Genomic DNA, 14,822 nt, shown 5'->3' on the forward strand with positions numbered 1-14,822 from the left:
GGATGATTGGTGACTTATTAGCCATTTTAGGATTGTGCTTTTTCTGCTTTTTATTTTGGCAACAACGACGCCAATCAGAATTAGCAAAAGCGGCTATTACGCGTAAGTGCGAGCAACTGGATCTGCAATTGGTCAGCATTGCTTTTGGTGCCCATAAAATGAAAACGCCAGACGGAATCTGGCGTTGGCATACTGTGTATCAATTTGAGTTTTCATCCCTTGGCGATGATTGCTACCAAGGGGAACTGACGATGATCGGGTTTAGGCCGCTGAACTTTCACCTACCGCCACATCGCTTGTAAACTCCATTTCAAAGTAAGGGCCGTATAGGTCCTTGCTTTCTGCGGTCTTTGTAAATCCAAGTTTTTCCAGTATTGCCATGGATGCTTTGTGATGGCTATTCACATTTGCTTTAACTTTGTGTAGCCCAAGCTCACGGCACGCTTTCGGGAAAAACGCCTTTAGCGCTTCTGTCGCTAATCCTTTACCCCAATAAGCTTTATCAAAGATAAATCCCAGCTCTGGTTCATGATCCAGATTCGAAATGAACACGTGCCCCATGTAGTCACGACTGGTACTTTCAAGTACCGCCATGCTGTAGATGTTCGCATCATCGAGAATCTTCTCAAACAATTGCTTGGCAGAAGACACCGTATAAGGGCCATTCATCTCTGCGCGATTTCTAGCGCAACAATTCAACATCACGAACTCTAGTTGCAACGACTCATTGTAGGGTAGAAGAAGCATTCTTCTGGTTACTATGGTCACATCTGTTCCTTGATTACAGCAAACTTAATTTATCCGCATAGCAATAGCTCGTGAGCTATCGATTTTTATGCGGCACATAACGCCATTTAGAGAAGCCGAAAGTTAAACCAACTGATTGGAAAGGATATTGATCTGGATTGTTTTTTATTCAGTGTTATGAGGAATTTATAAATTATGTGATATTGACACTTTTAATTATTTGAAGTTATGAAAGTGCAAAAATAAGAAAGACCCCGACACTAGCGTATCGGGGTCATGGTCTTACTCGCAGCAGTCCGGCTACTAATTAGTGCTCCATGCATCATCCATAATAGTGGCTGATTCCGTCAGCTTAGTCCTTACGTCGCCGTCCTAGCGGTGTCCTTATCATCCTGATAGCTAACATTCCTCGTTAGCGCGCATCACTTGTTCCTTGAGCGGTGTCCTTTGCATCGTCCTGATGCTGTCCTTACCTCAATCCTATGAGGGGTCCATTATCTTTCCTTAGTCATCAACATCCTATTGATGATTGTGTCCTTACAATGTCCTACGCTCCTTGCTTGATCACTCATCCTGAATAATCAAATCGTCGTCCTGACGATGACCAAATCCTTGGTGCTTTCCTGTTCCATGTCTGCTTCCTGCCGACAAGGTTTAATTTACGCTTTTCCCTTTAAATCACAATCTACCCTAGAAAATCTTTTGCTGAAAAACTTGGTTAACAGCATGTTAAAATGATATTTTTCATACACTTATATGGGGAAGTTTCTGTTTAACTGATGACGAAATCGTTTTCTCTCACAACCCGTGTGAGAGATCTCGCACAAGGCACTGCCGAAATTGCTATTCGCTAAAATGTGTAGCGCAAAGTATGATGATATAAGTCATTTTAGTAGGGACAAATTATGTTAACTCAAGACGTCACTAAAGAGCTGGAAGCCGTGATGGAGCAGTTGCAACAGCAAGGTAAAGAGCCAACCGTTGCTATCGTTAAAGCTCGAATGAAAACACCTGTGCCGATGCCAGCATTAATCGCAACCATCAAAAGCTGGAAAAGCGCCAACCGAATTCCTAAAGTCGAGGTTGCGGTTCAAACTCCGAAAGAAGAAGATCGCATTGTTGCTCTGGAAAACACCGTCGCTAAACTGGTAGCACGCGTTGAAGAGCTTGAAGCCAAACTAAATGAGAAAACAGCATGAAATTATGGGTAGATGCGGATGCTTGTCCGAAGGTCATTCGTGAAACCATCGTCCGTGCCGCTGAGCGAACCGGTGTTGAATGCACATTTGTAGCGAACCATGTGGTCCCTGTACCCAAGCGTGCCAATATTCACTCTCTGCAAGTACCAGCTGGCTTTGATATTGCCGATAACGAAATCGTCCGTCGCGTGGAAGCCAATGACTTAGTAATCACGTCTGACATTCCATTGGCAGACGAAGTGATCAGCAAAGGGGCTCAAGCACTGAGCTCACGAGGCGAGTTATATACTAAAGACACCATCAAAGCGCGTTTAAACATTCGTGACTTTATGGACACCATGCGCTCAAGTGGCATTCAGACTGGCGGCCCTGCGGCGTTGTCTCAAACGGAACGCAGAGAGTTTGCCAACCACCTTGATAGAATTCTTGCCAAACGTTGATAACATTCCCCCTTCCTTTTCTCACATCAGCGGATTAATAGGCTAGACCATAAAACAAAAAGCCTGCGATAGACGCAGGCTTTGATTAAGCTGAATGAAGTTGCCAATTAAGGCGTGTAGTGCGTTGCCGCACCAGGACCTACTGGTAGACCAAATACGAATACCCATAGGTAGAACAGTACGCTCCAACCAACAATGAAGACGATTGAGTAAGGTAGCATGGTCGCGATCAGCGTACCGATACCTAGGTTCTTCATGTAGCGTGTTGCGACTGCAAGGATAAGACCGAAGTAGCTCATCATTGGTGTGATGATGTTCGTCGTTGAGTCACCGATACGGTAAGCTGCTTGAATCGTTTCTGGCGCGTAACCAACAAGCATCAACATTGGAACAAAGATTGGTGCTGTTACCGCCCACTGCGCCGATGCTGAACCAATCATCAAGTTGATAAAACCACACATTAGGATGAAGGCAAAGAACAGCATTGGGCCAGTCAAGCCAATTTCTTGCAGGAAGCTTGCACCCGCTACCGCGAATACTTGACCAAAGTTTGTCCACTTGAAGAAAGCAACAAATTGAGCCGCGAAGAATACCAGTACAATGTACATACCCATTGAAGACATTGACTTCGACATTGCATCAATCACATCGCGATCATTTTTCATCGTGCCAACAACGCGACCGTAAACAAAGCCCGGTACTGCGAAGAAAACAAAGATGAACGCAACAATACTCTTTAGGAATGGAGAGCCTGCAACCGTGCCCGCATCAGAACGCAGAACACCGTCAGCTGGAACGATAGTCCATGCTAGTAGTGCAGAAACCGCCAGTACCGCAATACCTGCTAGTTTTAGACCTTTCTTCTCTACGTCAGTCAGACCACCCATCTTATCTTGAGATAGATCTTCTGCCGCTTCTTCATCGTTGTATTTGCCAAGTTTTGGCTCAACGATTTTCTCAGTAACAAATGCACCGGTAATCGCGATGAAGAAAGTAGAAACGAACATGAAGTACCAGTTTACTTCTGGGCCAACGGTGTACGTTGGGTCAATCATCTGTGCAGCAGTTTCAGTAATACCTGAAAGCAGCGGGTCAACCGTACCAATAAGTAGGTTAGCTGAGTAACCACCTGATACACCAGCAAACGCAGCCGCAAGACCAGCAAGCGGGTGGCGACCTAATGAATGGAACAGCATTGCCGCTAGTGGAATCAATACCACATAGCCAAGCTCAGATGCCGTGTTTGATATGATACCCGCGAAAACAACCGTTACCGTAACCATGCGCTGAGAAGCACCCATGACTAGGCCACGCATTGCAGCAGAAAGTAGACCAGAGTGTTCTGCAATGGCGACACCAAGCATCGCAACAAGTACGGTACCTAACGGTGCAAAGCCTACGAAGTTTTTCACTAGGTTAGTAACGATTAACTGTAAGCCTTCTGCATTTAACAAGCTTACGACTTGGATCATGCCATCCGCAGCACGACCTGGAGCACCTTCTGGACGAGGATCAACAACGGAAACCTCGAAATAGCCAGCAATACCAGACGTAACTAGGATTGCAAGACAGAAAATGGCGAAAAGAGTGATTGGGTGGGGTAAAAGGTTCCCCAAATATTCAACGGTATCTAAAAAGCGCGTGAATAACGGCTTCTTTGGCGAGCTTTGTTTCATTGAAGCAGACGAACTCATCTGTTCCCTCCTTGTATTTATTCCTGCGCATTTGTGACAAAAATGTCATAAAGCCTGCGCAGGGTACTCGACACAAGGGTTAAGTGAAAGTTCAAAACGTTACAGAATGTTACTACTAGTCGAATTTATAACCTGTTATGGATAAAAATATAGTTACATCATCCGCATATAGATCATAAATCAGTATTATGAGCAAGTTAACTTCATAAACAGTTACTATGTTTATGGTTATTTCTGCACCGCCTTAAAACGGGGGTTTGTCTTGCAAATGACGTACAGACGCCCTCTTCTCTTGACGATTTGACAATCTGGATGACGGCTTTTTGCGCTCTTTAATGACTTAACGACTTTCATCTGCTAATCCTTATCTTTGTTAAATTGACCAAAGCGACGATTGAAGTTCGCGATACGTCCTTCTGCTTGAACGACGCGTTGTTTACCTGTGTAGAATGGATGAGACGCAGACGAAACGTCTAACGTAAAATACGGGTAAGTTTTTCCATCTTTCCATTCGATAGTGCGATCGGTTTGCAGCGTTGAACCAACCACAAAATATTCGTCTACGCTTGTGTCGTGAAATACCACAGGTCGGTATTCGGGATGGATACCTGGTTTCATAGAAACTGTCCTTCTAATTAATTGTTATGTTATAACATATTAATTAATAATCATTCTCAAGAAGAAAAGCAAGCAAAATTTGTGATACTTTGCTTCTCAAACCTTTCACCAAGACACAAACCATGTATTCCATAGAGCCGATTGGCATTATTGAAAGCCCTTATAAAGAGAAATTCGCCGTTCCTCGCCAGCCTCGTTTAGTACCTGCAGCACGATCACGCGTCAAGCTTCAAGGGGCGGCAAATAGTCCCGAAGCCGTTCGCGGGTTGGAGCAGTTTTCTCACGTATGGTTACTGTTTTTGTTTGACCAGAATTTAGAAGCAGGCTGGAAACCGACCGTGCGCCCACCTCGCTTGGGCGGCAACGAACGTATTGGCGTGTTCGCTTCACGCTCAACCTTCCGCCCCAACGGCATTGGCATGTCTGCTGTGGAAGTCAAAGGCATTAGTAAAAAAGGCGATCAGATCTATTTGGATCTCGGTAACGTGGACTTGGTCGATGGCACACCAATTATCGACATAAAGCCCTATATCCCTTATTCAGATTCAATTGAGGCTGCACAAGGTGGCTATGCAGAAGAAGAACCAAAGAAAACACAGGTCACTTTCTCTTCAGTTGCACTGGCAATCCTTAAAAAGCATAACGATACTGATTATGTCAAAACCGTTATCGAACAAGTTCTAGCACAAGATCCTCGTCCGGCTTATAAGAAGAACAAGCCAGACAACAAAGAATATGCGGTAAATTTGTTCGATCTAAACGTGAAGTTTACGGTTAGCGATAACTTAATAACAGTTACTGCGATTGAAAGCTTTTGACAAAGGCATTTGGCTGATATTATAAGCGGCTAACAATTTTCCCCTCGTGGGACCTCCTTACTCCTGTCCATTCCGGCTTGAGTATCTAACTTTAATAAACGGATAAATTTAATGCGTACCAGTAATTATCTTCTTTCTACTCTGAAGGAGACTCCAAACGACGCAGAAGTAGTGAGCCACCAGCTCATGCTACGCGCGGGTATGATCCGTAAGCTGGCTTCAGGTCTTTACACCTGGCTGCCTACTGGTCTACGTGTGCTGCGTAAAGTCGAAAACATCGTTCGTCAAGAAATCGACAATGCAGGTGCAGTCGAAACTTTGATGCCCGTTGTTCAGCCGTTTGAACTATGGGAAGAGACAGGTCGTTCTGAGAAGATGGGTCCTGAGCTACTTCGCTTTACTGACCGTCATACTCGTCCGTTTGTTCTTAGCCCTACAGCTGAAGAAGTGATCACTAGCCTTGTGCGTAACGAAGTGAGCTCTTACAAACAGCTGCCGCTAAACCTGTACCAAATCCAGACTAAATTCCGTGATGAGCGTCGTCCACGTTTTGGCGTAATGCGTGCACGTGAATTCTGTATGATGGATGCATACAGCTTCGACATCGACAAAGAAGGTCTAGAAAAATCTTACCAAGCGATGCACGATGCTTACTGTAAAGCATTCGATCGCATGGGTCTTGAGTACCGTCCAGTACTTGCTGACTCTGGTGCTATCGGTGGTAGTGGCTCTCAAGAGTTCCACGTACTTGCTGAAAGCGGCGAAGACCTAATCGCATTCTCTACTGAGTCAGATTACGCAGCAAACATCGAGAAAGCAGAAGCGGCAGCACCTGCGGGTGAGCGCGCTGAACCAACTCAAGAAATGACGCTGGTTGATACGCCAAACGCGAAAACTATCGCGGAACTTGTAGAGCAACACGGTCTACCAATCGAGAAGACGGTTAAAACTCTATTCGTTAAAGCATCTGACGAAGTTGAAGCAGACATCATTGCTCTTATTGTTCGTGGTGACCACGAGCTAAACGAAGTAAAAGCAGAAAACCTACCTCAAGTTGCTTCTCCACTAGAGATGGCATCTGAAGAGGAAATGCGTGCGCTGATCGGTGCTGGCGCTGGTTCTCTGGGCCCTGTTGGTCTTGAGCTGCCATTCATCGTTGACCGCTCTGTTGCTGCAATGAGCGACTTCGGCGCGGGTGCAAACATCGACGGCAAACACTACTTCGGTATCAACTGGGGTCGTGACGTTGAACTAGGCCAAGTTGAAGATCTACGTAACGTAGTTGAAGGCGATCCAAGCCCATGTGGTCAAGGCACGCTAATGCTTAAGCGTGGTATCGAAGTTGGTCACATCTTCCAGCTAGGTAATGTTTACTCTCAAGCGATGAACTGTGGTGTTCTTGGTCCTGACGGTAAAAACGTAATCCTAGAAATGGGTTGTTACGGTATCGGTGTTTCACGTGTTGTTGCTTCTGCAATCGAGCAGAACCACGACAAATACGGCATCATCTGGCCAGACGCACTAGCGCCTTTCCAAGTGGCTATCGTTCCTATGAACATGCACAAGTCTGAAGAAGTGAAAGAAGCGGCTGAGAAGTTGTACGCTGAACTGACAGCTATGGGTATCGAAGTACTATTCGATGATCGTAAAGAACGCCCAGGCGTAATGTTCTCTGATATGGAACTTATCGGTATTCCTCACACTATCGTGATCGGTGATCGTTCAATGAAAGAAGGTAACTTCGAGTACAAGAACCGCCGCTCAGGTGAGAAAACAGCTGTTGCTATGGCAGACATCGTTGAGCACATTAAAGCTCAACTAGCATAAGCTGCACTAAGCACATTGTGCTGAATACATAACGATGAAAGGGTTGGCTTAGGTCAGCCCTTTTTATGTCTGTTTTTTAAGCCTTTTGGCCCTATCTAATATTGGCGCTGTTAATCTTTGGTTCAGATTCATCACCTTACACTGGATTTAATCTAGTAAGGAGGTCACTCATGGATCTAAAAAGTCTTCTTAACCAAGCACTCAAATCAGACCTGCTCAAGCAAGGTGCCGATGCGCTTGGTAAACAAACCAACAATATCAAATCTTCATCTAACTCTAGCCAGCTAAAAACACTTGGCGCTGGCGCGATTGGCGGCGGCCTTATCGGCATGTTGATGGGCTCTAAGAAGAGCAAAAAGATGGCGAAGAAGATGGGCTCTGGCGCACTCAAAGTCGGCGGTGCAGCGGCATTAGGCGCTTTGGCTTACAAAGTCTATAACGATTGGCAAGCAAAGCAGGATACGCAAGGCGTTAGCGAAACCTTCAATCCAGATGACAACAAACACGCGAAGCTGATCCTCAAAGCCATGATTGGCGCTGCAAAAGCTGATGGTCATGTCGATGAAGAAGAAATGGCTCGCATCGAGCAAGCGTTAACAGAAATGGACGCAGACGATCATGTAAGGCAACTGGTTCATCAAGAGCTACACAAGCCTCTTGACCCGGCGGAAATTGCGCGCTTGGCAACCTCGCCACAGCAGGCATCAGAAATATATTTGGCATCACTGATTGTGGCCGATGAGCAAAATTTTATGGAAAAAGCTTACTTACAAGAGCTTGCGAAGCAGTTCAACCTTTCTCCAGAGATCACGCATCAATTGGAAGCACAATTACAGTGATGAATGTTTGTTCAACTTGCCTATGAATTTGAGCCAAAACAATTCTCTGCTTTGAGTTTCAAAACGGCTATGTGTATATTGAGATAAGTTATCATTTACTGGAAAGAAAACATGCAAGTATACGGCTGTTGTGATTTGGTTCGTGAGCTTTACGCTCAAATCGGTAGTGGCGATCAAGCTTACATTCCTCAAGCAATTTCATGCGCAGTGAAAGCACTAAACGACGTTGCTGCAGACGAGTCACTGCCTAAAGATGTTCGCGAAAAAGCAGCATTTGCTGCGGCAAACCTACTGATTTCTGATTTCGAGGACTAGTCATGAATCTGGCGAACTTTGAATCGATGGATCCGATCATGCTGATGAGCATCGTCAACATGAAACTGCGTGACGATTTTGGTGGCGATCTGGATAAGCTGGTTGCGTTCTTTGATATTGACCGCGCAGCGCTTGAAGCAAAGCTGGCAACAGCGGGCTTTGATTTTTTGCCTGACGCTGGTCAGTTTCGTTAATCGTTCATTACGACGAATAACAAAAACGAAGAATAGAAAAAAGGGCTTGATGCAGTCATCAAGCCCTTATCTTTTGTACGTTGTTTAAGATTATTAGCCGAATGAAGCCCAAATAACAGTCGCTACCAGAACAGGACAAACAAACTTCACATATGCAGGCCATAGTTTACCAAACCAGCCTTGAGTGAACTCCGGACAACCTTGTTCAAGCTCTTTAATTTTCGAGTGACGGTTCCATACCCAGCCACCAAATAGACAAAACAACAGTGCCGCCATTGGTTGTAAGTATTGCGTTGCAATGGTCGCGACCATGCCAAATAGCGCACCGAAATTAAATACGATAACCACACTGAACAACGCAATCAGACCACCTAAAACCCAACTAGTCGTGCTGCGTTTGGTATTAAATCGCTCACCCACCAGCGCAACTGGGCATTCCAGCATCGAGATAGATGAAGTCAGTGCTGCAATCGTCAGTAGTAAGAAGAACACGATTGAGAACAGTTGGCCAAGCAAGCCTAAGCTATCAAACATCAGCGGTAGAACCGTAAATACCAGCGTATCTGAACTTAACAGTGAGCCATCTTCCGCGTAGATTTGAACGCCTTTTTGCATCGCAACAAACATCGCCGGCATCACCACTAGACCAGCAATAAAGGCAACCGCGGTATCGACCATAGTCACGTTCATCGCCATCTTAGGCAGGTTCTCTTTCTTGCTTAGGTAGGAACCGTAAATAAGCATCGAACAGCCACCGATGGTCAGAGAGAAGAAGCCTTGGCCCATTGCGGCAAGGATTAGTTTGCGATCCCATACTTTCTCGAAATCAGGCACTAGGTAGTGCTTCAAACCTTCCATCGCACCGTTTTGCGTCATGATGTAGATGAACAGCAAACCAAACAGAACAAACAGTGCTGGCATTAGACGTGTAGACCACTTCTCAATACCCTGCTTCACACCGCCTTGTACGATCAAAATGGTTAATACATAAAATGTAATCGTACCAAACAGGTTGCGCTCAACACTGAAACCTTTCAACCATTGTGTCGCCGCTTCCATGCCCATGATGTCGGTCACTGCGCCCAACATAAAGCAGATCAACCAGCCGCCGACAATCGAGTAAAACGCCAAAACCGCACTTGGTACACTCAGGCCAATCCAACCAACTAGGCCGCCAAGCTTCTTGCCGACTGGGTTGTCTGTTAGAGAACGCATACTGTCGACTGGGTTTGCTTGACCATGACGACCAATCGCCATTTCAACCACCAGCATCGGGAATGCAACGATAAGGATCATCACCAAGTAAACCAACAAGAAGGCACCACCGCCGTTACTTGCTGCTTGGGTAGGAAAGCCCCAAATATTACCTAGACCCACTGCAGCACCAGCTGCCGCTAAGATGAATCCAAGGCGTGAGCCAAAATGCTCACGAGGCTGAGAAGAAGTTTGTTGCGTCATACCACTCACACAAATATCAATGAACTAGCTGACTAGTACACTATAGCAATATCATCTTCTCAACAAGAGTGATTAGGTTAATTACTCGACAGTTAGAACAATTAGTAGATATTCAGTTTGTAAATTTCCACGTACAACAATGAGCGGCTAAAAAAACAAAAAGGGCCGTTGATGACTCAACGACCCTTTCATAAGTCTTGGTGGGCACAGATTAGCGCACTATTCCATCACTTCCCAAACTTCTTATATTGTGAAAACTTGGTAATCTTTCAGCTCTGGGATCTTCTTCAGCAAGTCTTGTTCTTCACCCGCCATATTATCTAGCGAATCGCATAGATCCTCAGCTTGTTGTTCCACTTCTTTCGAATGCTCAGCTAAGCGCTGTTGCACCTTGGCTTGCAGTTCTGTCATGCTTTCAGACAGTGCAGTTAAATTCAAACCGCCGTCTTCTTTCATCTTGGCAGACAAGGCGTCAAAAGCGCTAGTTAGGAATTCTTTGTTGAAGATTTCTTGTGCTTTTTCGAAGTCTTGTGACCATGATTCAGTCATCGAATCAAAGCTGTCAGCAGGCAGAATAAAATCACCGTCTTTGTAGTAGCGCGCTTCGACATCAGCAAAGAAATCCTTTACCGCCACTTTTACGTTATCAAACGATTTTGGCGCATCAAGACTAACCGCGATGTCATCTATGATGTCGTTGGCTAATGCTAAGCCATCACTTGCCAGCTGTTTTGCTTGCGGAATGTAAGCATTCATCTTCTCGCGGTAATTCTCAATTGCCGCTTTCTGGTCCTCATCAAGCTCAATCAGCTCGCCTTTGATGAACAGGTTGTTGTCTTCATCAACGACCGCTTTTTCACCATTGGTATGCACGATTTCTAAGTTCTGACCATCCATACGAACTTCGTTGTTAATATCGACACGACACTGGGCTGCGTAGCCACTGGCGCTGATGGTCAACAATGAGAGTGTGAGCAGTTTCTTCATTACTTTCTCTTTTTCATGGTTATTCTGTTTAACTATAACAAGCAACTATGGATAAGATGTCAGAAAACCGTCACAACTTCATAACAAGTTGTTTTATCGCCAATTTTCACATCAATATCTTCCCCTTCTTCTCTGCCCATCAAGGCACGACCAAGGGGGGATTTCGGCGTGAGAACAAACACTTCTTTGTCTTGCCATTCAACGGTCAGTCCACCAGAACAAGGACCGATAAAGAAGGCTTTTTCAGTATCGTTCTCGTCCACTAATTCCACATAAGCACCAACTGCGATACGTGCATCAACAAAATCACGTAACACAAGAGAACGGTACTGACGCAGCTCTTCTTCACTCTCTTGTACACGCATTGCTTGCCCGTGCGCCAGATAAGACGCCTCAAGCGCTAATGTATCGTACTTATGCTCAGGCACAGTTTCTTCATCAGTAGCGGCGTCGATCGCTCTCTGGGTCGAGGCGTGAGCAACATGCAGTTTGTCTTCAAGTTGTCGAATGATTATTTGGACTAAATCGGCTTTGTTCATACTTTTAAGGCGCGCGTTCGGCACTCAGGGTGTGTTAATGTAACCCAGTTTACCATCAAACAAAGGTTTCCCTATTATGCAAAGTGACTCGCTTCAGCAAACGCTTCAATCCGTGTTCGGATTTGACTCATTAAGACCCGGCCAGCAACCGGTGATTGAAGCAGTAATGAACGGACACTCAGCCGCTGCCATCTTCCCGACTGGCTCAGGGAAATCACTTTGTTACCAATTACCCGCAACGGCCCTGCCTAATCTCACGTTAGTGATTTCTCCGCTACTCGCTTTGATGAAAGACCAGTTAAGCTTTCTACAAAATCGAGGAATTCAAGCTGCATCTGTAGACAGCAGCCAAAGCCGAGAAGAAACACAGCAAGTAATGGCTGGCGTCAAAAATGGTCAGATTAAAATTTTGATGATTTCTGTTGAGCGACTCAAGAACGAACGCTTTCGAGAATTCATCCGTCAAATTCCAATCTCATTGATGGTGGTCGATGAAGCGCACTGTATCTCAGAATGGGGTCATAACTTCCGCCCTGATTACCTAAAACTTCCACAATATCAGCGTGACCTCAATATCAAGCAATCTCTATTGTTAACCGCAACTGCGACACCTGCAGTTATTGAAGATATGCAGAAGAAGTTCAATATCGCCAGTGAACACATTACCGTTACCGGCTTTTATCGCCCTAACCTCGATATTTCTGTCCTGCCTTGCGATGAAGCAAACAAACAAACTCAACTGAATGACATCGTTGCTGCAGCACCTAAACTGCCGAGTATCGTGTACGTAACTCAGCAACAAACCGCAGAACAAGTTGCAAAATCTCTGATTCACTTGGGCATCAATGCTCACGCTTACCATGCAGGTATGAAGAGCGACATACGCGAGAAAATCCAACAGCAGTTTATGGACTCGCAAATCGACTGCATTGTCGCAACAATCGCATTTGGTATGGGGGTAGATAAATCTGATATTCGCCGAGTGATTCACTTCGACTTACCGAAATCTATCGAAAACTACGCGCAAGAAATCGGACGTGCCGGACGGGATGGGCAGCGTTCGGAGTGTATTCTACTGGGCAATACCTCTGGCTTAACGGTATTGGAGAACTTTGTTTACGGCGACACGCCAGAACCAAGCTCAATCAATTATGTACTTGAACAAGTCCGCGAAAACGCTCCTCAGTGGGAAGTAATGGCGCTGCGCTTATCTCGCGATAGCAATATTCGCCAACTCCCGCTGAAGACCTTATTGGTTTACCTAGAGCTGGCAAAAGTGATTGAAGCCAAGTTCAGCTATTTCGCCGAATATCGCTTCAAGTTCTTACAAGACCAAAGCTTCATTCTCAATCAATTTCAAGGCGAACGACGTCAGTTTGTTGAGGCGATTTTTGCTTGTTCAACCAAAGCCAAAGTTTGGTGCCAAGTGGATTTAGAAGCGTTGTGGATGAACTATCAGTCAGAGCGTAGCCGCGTGGTTGCCGCGCTTGATTACTTCCACCAAAACGGTTGGATTGAATTAGAAAGCAAGCAGCTCACGGATGTGTACTCGGTGCTTCCGACCACTCAAAGCCAAGAGGCTATCTCTCAACATTTGGTTGAACTGTTCCAATCCAAAGAACAGAAAGACATTGAACGAATTCATACCATGCTGAGCCTGTTCCAGTCGTCAGATTGCCTGAGTCACCAATTGGCACATTACTTTGCTGATCATGATGCTCCGACGCAATGTGGTCACTGTTCGGTGTGTCGTGGACAAGTCGCATCGTTCCCTAGGCCACAACAAGCACAACCTGAGTTGGCGCACTTATCCGCTTGGGTTGATGAATTTGTCCAACTTTCACCAACAGCGATTAGCAACGCCGCTGTGGCGCGCTTCCTATGTGGAATTAGCACACCAATCATTACGCAACTCAAAGCGAGCAAGCTACGCGGTTATGGTTCAATGGCGAATGTCTCTTTTGAGCAAGTTCTGAAGCAGGTTGAGTTAGCACGAGCTTAAAAGAAACTCAATTGGCGCGCTTGTTGTTCAGGCTTGAGCATCACACTCAAGCCTAATAGCCTTATCTCTCTGCCGTTTTGGCGCTTAAGAATGTCCTTTAGCAGCACTTTGAAGTCTTCGAGCTCAAGTTGAGGGTGAATATGCTCAATCGTTGTGAGTTGAAAGTCAGCAAACTTGAGCTTGATACCCTGCTTGATAATAGACTTATCCGGACTGGCTTTCTCTAGACGTCTTTCCAGTTCGGGATACAGCTTGTCTTCAATCACCTTCCAACATTCATCATAAGTGGAAATGTTCTCGCTGAAGGTTCGCTCTACCCCAACCGACTTGCGCTCACGCTCGACTACCACTTCACGATCATCAATGCCATGGCTACGTTTCCACAATGAAGCACCTTGGCGTCCAAACTGGCGCAGCAACTCACGATAATCACTGTTTTTGATGTCTTCGCACAGATAGAAGCCCGCCTGGTGTAGCTTCTCCAAACTCACTTTGCCAACGCCAGGAATCTTTTCTAGCGGTAGTTTATCTACCACTTTTTGGACCTTCTCTGGCGGAATCACAAACTGGCCATTGGGCTTATTCATATCAGAGGCGACTTTGGCGAGAAACTTAATCGGCGCAACACCAGCAGATGCCGTTAATCCCAACTCAGTGTGTATGTCGTTGCGAATTGACTCAGCAATTAAGGTCGCAGAGCCTCTGCACATCTTAGAGTCAGTCACATCCAAATAAGCTTCATCGAGAGACAGCGGTTCTATTAGCGGGGTATATCGCTCAAAAATGGCTCGTATCTGTTGGGAAACTTGTCTATATACATGCATTCTACCGGGAACCACGAGTAAGTTCGGACAAAGCTGAAGTGCACGAGCCGTTGGCATCGCGCTACGCACTCCAAATTTACGAGCTTCATAATTACACGTACTGATCACACCTCGCTGTTTCTCATGACCTCCGACAGCAAGAGCCGTCCCTCGGTAACTCGGATTGTCACGCATTTCCACCGCGGCGTAAAAGCAGTCCATATCAACATGAATGATTTTTCTTACTCGTTCCTGCACGATCCACACACAAACAGCACTGTTTAAAAAAACAGTATAGCGATAAATATGCACATTTTAAATAGTGTTATCTGGAGCCAGAGT

Annotated in this window: 17 protein-coding genes; 9 read left to right on the forward strand and 8 right to left on the reverse strand. The window is 45.5% G+C overall.

Translation table 11 applies throughout. The features are described 5' to 3' along the window. Positions 1-2 precede the first annotated feature (2 nt). Positions 3-302: a DUF3301 domain-containing protein gene (locus ACTS60_RS12910; RefSeq protein WP_039976952.1), complete on the forward strand. Its 300-nt coding sequence runs from the start codon at positions 3-5 to the stop codon at positions 300-302. On the opposite strand, the gene ACTS60_RS12915 is transcribed toward ACTS60_RS12910, so the two are convergent. Further along, positions 262-747: a GNAT family N-acetyltransferase gene (locus tag ACTS60_RS12915; protein ID WP_440888765.1), complete on the reverse strand. Its 486-nt coding sequence runs from the start codon at positions 745-747 to the stop codon at positions 262-264. The genes ACTS60_RS12910 and ACTS60_RS12915 overlap by 41 nt on opposite strands. 905 nt (positions 748-1,652) lie before the next feature. On the opposite strand from ACTS60_RS12915, the gene ACTS60_RS12920 reads away from it, so the two are divergent. Next, positions 1,653-1,946 (forward strand): hypothetical protein, encoded by a 294-nt coding sequence (locus tag ACTS60_RS12920; RefSeq protein ID WP_440888570.1) that lies wholly within the window; start codon positions 1,653-1,655, stop codon positions 1,944-1,946. After that, the gene (locus tag ACTS60_RS12925) at positions 1,943-2,386 is read left to right on the forward strand and encodes a YaiI/YqxD family protein (RefSeq protein ID WP_005436748.1); all 444 of its coding nucleotides are present in this window, start codon (positions 1,943-1,945) and stop codon (positions 2,384-2,386) included. The genes ACTS60_RS12920 and ACTS60_RS12925 overlap by 4 nt, the downstream gene beginning before the upstream one ends. A 107-nt stretch (positions 2,387-2,493) precedes the next feature. Here the strand turns inward: ACTS60_RS12925 and ACTS60_RS12930 are convergent, their stop codons facing one another. From ACTS60_RS12930 to ACTS60_RS12940, 3 genes are all read right to left on the reverse strand, one after another. Continuing rightward, positions 2,494-4,080: an AbgT family transporter gene (locus tag ACTS60_RS12930; RefSeq protein ID WP_440888571.1), complete on the reverse strand. Its 1,587-nt coding sequence runs from the start codon at positions 4,078-4,080 to the stop codon at positions 2,494-2,496. Between the two features lie 228 nt (positions 4,081-4,308). Next, positions 4,309-4,434, reverse strand: a complete 126-nt coding sequence (gene ykgO, locus ACTS60_RS12935) for a type B 50S ribosomal protein L36 (protein WP_005380299.1) — start codon at positions 4,432-4,434, stop codon at positions 4,309-4,311. A 3-nt stretch (positions 4,435-4,437) separates the two neighbouring features. Further along, positions 4,438-4,698: a type B 50S ribosomal protein L31 gene (locus tag ACTS60_RS12940; protein ID WP_331410128.1), complete on the reverse strand. Its 261-nt coding sequence runs from the start codon at positions 4,696-4,698 to the stop codon at positions 4,438-4,440. A gap of 122 nt (positions 4,699-4,820) precedes the next feature. Here ACTS60_RS12940 and tsaA point away from each other — a divergent pair, with 122 nt between their 5' ends. The 5 genes from tsaA to ACTS60_RS12965 all read left to right on the forward strand — a co-directional run bounded on the left by tsaA (position 4,821) and on the right by ACTS60_RS12965 (position 8,691). Continuing rightward, positions 4,821-5,516, forward strand: coding sequence for a tRNA (N6-threonylcarbamoyladenosine(37)-N6)-methyltransferase TrmO (gene tsaA, locus ACTS60_RS12945; RefSeq protein ID WP_440888572.1), 696 nt, complete (start codon positions 4,821-4,823; stop codon positions 5,514-5,516). 111 nt (positions 5,517-5,627) lie between these two features. After that, positions 5,628-7,343 carry a proline--tRNA ligase gene (locus ACTS60_RS12950; RefSeq protein WP_440888573.1) on the forward strand — a complete coding sequence of 572 codons (1,716 nt, stop codon included), beginning with the start codon at positions 5,628-5,630 and terminating at the stop codon, positions 7,341-7,343. Positions 7,344-7,513: 170 nt separating this feature from the next. Next, entirely contained in the window at positions 7,514-8,182 is a 669-nt protein-coding gene (locus ACTS60_RS12955) for a tellurite resistance TerB family protein (protein ID WP_440888574.1), read from the forward strand. 111 nt (positions 8,183-8,293) lie between these two features. Further along, positions 8,294-8,497: a YaeP family protein gene (locus ACTS60_RS12960; RefSeq protein ID WP_010449800.1), complete on the forward strand. Its 204-nt coding sequence runs from the start codon at positions 8,294-8,296 to the stop codon at positions 8,495-8,497. Positions 8,498-8,499: 2 nt separating this feature from the next. Next, on the forward strand, positions 8,500-8,691 hold the full coding sequence (locus ACTS60_RS12965) for a DUF4250 domain-containing protein (RefSeq protein WP_010449802.1): 192 nt from the start codon (positions 8,500-8,502) through the stop codon (positions 8,689-8,691). 93 nt (positions 8,692-8,784) lie between these two features. On the opposite strand, the gene ACTS60_RS12970 is transcribed toward ACTS60_RS12965, so the two are convergent. The 3 genes from ACTS60_RS12970 to ACTS60_RS12980 form a co-directional block, all read right to left on the reverse strand. Further along, positions 8,785-10,149 carry a sodium-dependent transporter gene (locus ACTS60_RS12970; RefSeq protein WP_440888575.1) on the reverse strand — a complete coding sequence of 455 codons (1,365 nt, stop codon included), beginning with the start codon at positions 10,147-10,149 and terminating at the stop codon, positions 8,785-8,787. A gap of 243 nt (positions 10,150-10,392) precedes the next feature. Further along, positions 10,393-11,136 carry a YggN family protein gene (locus ACTS60_RS12975; protein ID WP_440888576.1) on the reverse strand — a complete coding sequence of 248 codons (744 nt, stop codon included), beginning with the start codon at positions 11,134-11,136 and terminating at the stop codon, positions 10,393-10,395. 59 nt (positions 11,137-11,195) lie between these two features. Beyond that, a complete protein-coding gene (locus ACTS60_RS12980) occupies positions 11,196-11,675 on the reverse strand; it encodes a GreA/GreB family elongation factor (protein WP_440888577.1) in 480 nt (159 codons plus the stop codon). A gap of 76 nt (positions 11,676-11,751) precedes the next feature. On the opposite strand from ACTS60_RS12980, the gene ACTS60_RS12985 reads away from it, so the two are divergent. Beyond that, positions 11,752-13,677 (forward strand): RecQ family ATP-dependent DNA helicase, encoded by a 1,926-nt coding sequence (locus tag ACTS60_RS12985; RefSeq protein WP_440888578.1) that lies wholly within the window; start codon positions 11,752-11,754, stop codon positions 13,675-13,677. On the opposite strand, the gene dinB is transcribed toward ACTS60_RS12985, so the two are convergent. Beyond that, positions 13,674-14,738: a DNA polymerase IV gene (gene dinB / locus ACTS60_RS12990; protein ID WP_440888579.1), complete on the reverse strand. Its 1,065-nt coding sequence runs from the start codon at positions 14,736-14,738 to the stop codon at positions 13,674-13,676. The two genes, ACTS60_RS12985 and dinB, sit on opposite strands and share 4 nt — an antisense overlap. Positions 14,739-14,822 lie beyond the last annotated feature (84 nt).

This window comes from Vibrio sp. WZ-1, assembly GCF_052037695.1.
GTDB lineage: Bacteria > Pseudomonadota > Gammaproteobacteria > Enterobacterales > Vibrionaceae > Vibrio.